Raw genomic sequence first — 2,645 nt, 5'->3', positions numbered from 1 at the left:
AGAAGCAAAGGCCCCATGACAGCCAAATCTCGCAATTAAGGGCAAAACTCGATGCCGAAAGCGTCGCGTCTCAGATTTAAAGGCAACGCGACACCAGACAATCTGCGACTTAACGAATTGTCGCTGCGCAACTTCGGACCAGGTATTGTGCGAGCAGTTTTCTCCTCCCTAGCAAACTGGAAACTGCAAGGATCGCATGTCTACTTACGAAAATTTGCCCTTGAACCTCTAGCCACTAGAAGTCCTATCTGTTCAAGGAGAACACATACCGTTCTTGCCATCAATCGCCGGTGAGAACCGAAAGGGTACGAAATGCTGACAAGACGACACTTCATTCAGACAACAACGGCGCTTTTTTCGGTGACCGGTCCCGGTATGGCTTTTGCCGACACTTGGCCCACCGAGGCTCAGAAGGCTGAATGGGACGCACAGGTGACGCCTCAGGGTTATGTTGCCGAGACTTCCAACCCATGGGGATTGCACCCGCGGTTCCTACCGCAACGTGTGGTCGCGAAGGCCGGTCTCGTGCCGGGAGATATCCATGTCGACGCGGTCGCACGATATCTTTACCACATTGAAGAGGGTGGAACCGCGATGCGCTACGGCGTGGCCATCGCGCGGGGGAACCTCTACGAGCCGGGTGTCTATACCATCAAGCGCAAGGTCAGGTGGCCGCACTGGCAACCGACACAGAGCATGATCAATCGCGACCCCGAACTTTATGCTGACATTGCCGATGGCATGGAACCGGGACCGGAAAACGCGCTTGGATCGAGGGCGCTGTATCTCTACGTCGGGGATCGCGATACCCTTTTGCGCATCCATGGCACTCCGAGCCCACGGAGTATCGGTGGCCGCGCAAGTTCGGGCTGCGTACGGATGGTCATGGCTCATATCAATGATCTTTACCCGAACGTCGAGACCGGCTCTACCGCCTATCTTTACTCGGCGGAGGACAGCGTGACTGCCCGCAGCTAAGCCAAGCAGCGGACGGCAAACGCAATTAAGTTTCGCGAGGGGTGCAGATACGATTGCCGTTCGCCGTGCGCAGCGGCAGCAAGGTTGTTTCTACGGGGCCGCTGTGTTTGTACCAGTAGCACCCGTCCTCGGGCACCAAGCGCGCGGTTGCAACATCCTGATCCGGGGCAGCCATTGCAATCACGGCTTCGGGAACTTTGCCCCGCCGGTCTGCCGAGTCGCCCGGTCCAGTCGGCTGGATTGCGCACCCGGCCGTAAGAGACAGCGCCACTGCAACAATTATTTTTTGCTTCAGCATCAAAACCCGCATCAAGCTTCCTTTCGTGTCTGTTTTTCTTTGCATCGGCTTTTCATGCCTCAAGGCGTGATGGAGCCGGTCGCCGCATCCTCTAGCAATAAAACAAACTGAAATACCACCGTATTTTGCTCTTGAAGCTCTAGCTACTGTAGGGGCTATGTCATGGTAAAGCACCCGAATCCAGAGGTCCATTCATGCCGCCCGACACCCATCGTCACGACCACGATCACGCCGAAGATGCCCAGACAAGCGGCGGCAGCTGCTGCGGGAGCGCCGGAACGTGCGGCGACATCGTTCCGGCGACCCCCGCGCCAGCGGGCGGGCGCAGTTTTCAGGTGTCCGGCCTCGATTGCGCCGAGGAGGTAGCAATCCTGAACAAGGTGGTCGGCCCGAAGATCGGCGGGGCCGAGCATCTCGCGTTCGACGTGATCAATGGGCGGATGACTATTCTCGACAGCGCCAAGAGTTTATCGGACGGCGAAATTGCAGAACTGGTCGCAAGCACCGGCATGACCGCCAAGCCTTGGGATGCCGAGAACGCGTCGGTCGACCAGGCGGCCCATCTTGCAAGACAGCGGCTGTTTACGGCGCTCAGTGGAGGCTTCTGGGCCGCGGGATTTCTGTGGCACATCATCGAGACCGGCATGGGCGGGGCGCTCGGCCTCTTCGCGGGTCACGGCGAAGCGCCGATGCCACTGGTCGAGGCAGGGCTGTTCGCGGTTGCGATCCTGTTCGGTGTCTGGCTCGTGGCACCCAAGGCATGGTCGTCCGCTCGGCGGCTGTCGCCCGACATGAACCTGCTCATGGTGGTCGCCGTGGCCGGTGCCATCGGGCTTGGCGAATTTTTCGAGGCGGCGACAGTCGCGTTCTTCTTTTCGCTCTCGCTCTACCTCGAAAGCTGGAGCGTCGGGCGTGCGAGGAATGCGGTTTCAGCTCTGCTCGACCTCGCGCCGCCGACGGCAAGAGTTCTTCATGATGACGGCTCGGAAGCGGACGTTCCGGCTTCTGCGGTTGCTATCAACGCACGTTTCATCGTGCGCGGCGGAGACCGCATCCCATTGGATGGTGAGGTTGTCGATGGGGCAGGGGCCGTCGATCAGGCGCCGATCACCGGAGAGAGTGCGCTGGTCCCAAAGGAACGGGGCGACGAAGTCTATGCCGGTACGATCAACGGCGAAGGCACACTGACGGTGCGCGCCACGAAGGCCGCCTCGGACACCGTGTTGGCCAAGATTATCCGCATGGTCGGCGACGCCCATGCCCGCCGCGCGCCGGTGGAGCAGTGGGTGGCGAAATTCGCCCGCATCTATACGCCTATCGTCATGGCTCTCGCCATTGCAATTGCCCTGCTGCCGCCGCTCATTTTCGG

General features: G+C 59.8%; 3 protein-coding genes. 2 read left to right on the top strand and 1 reads right to left on the bottom strand.

Features of this window, described 5'->3' with window-relative positions:
- Positions 1-312 precede the first annotated feature (312 nt).
- A complete protein-coding gene (locus C8N42_RS21160) occupies positions 313-978 on the top strand; it encodes a L,D-transpeptidase (protein ID WP_026155629.1) in 666 nt (221 codons plus the stop codon).
- Positions 979-1,003: 25 nt separating this feature from the next.
- On the opposite strand, the gene C8N42_RS21155 is transcribed toward C8N42_RS21160, so the two are convergent.
- Positions 1,004-1,288, bottom strand: a complete 285-nt coding sequence (locus C8N42_RS21155) for a hypothetical protein (protein WP_038068706.1) — start codon at positions 1,286-1,288, stop codon at positions 1,004-1,006.
- A 182-nt stretch (positions 1,289-1,470) separates the two neighbouring features.
- Here C8N42_RS21155 and C8N42_RS21150 point away from each other — a divergent pair.
- Positions 1,471-2,645 (top strand): heavy metal translocating P-type ATPase (locus C8N42_RS21150; protein WP_146168309.1); only part of this gene is annotated, 1,175 nt, incomplete at its 3' end.

This window comes from Celeribacter persicus, from assembly GCF_003050785.1.
Taxonomy (GTDB): domain Bacteria; phylum Pseudomonadota; class Alphaproteobacteria; order Rhodobacterales; family Rhodobacteraceae; genus Celeribacter; species Celeribacter persicus.
This window is presented reverse-complemented; position numbering and strand designations above follow the sequence as displayed.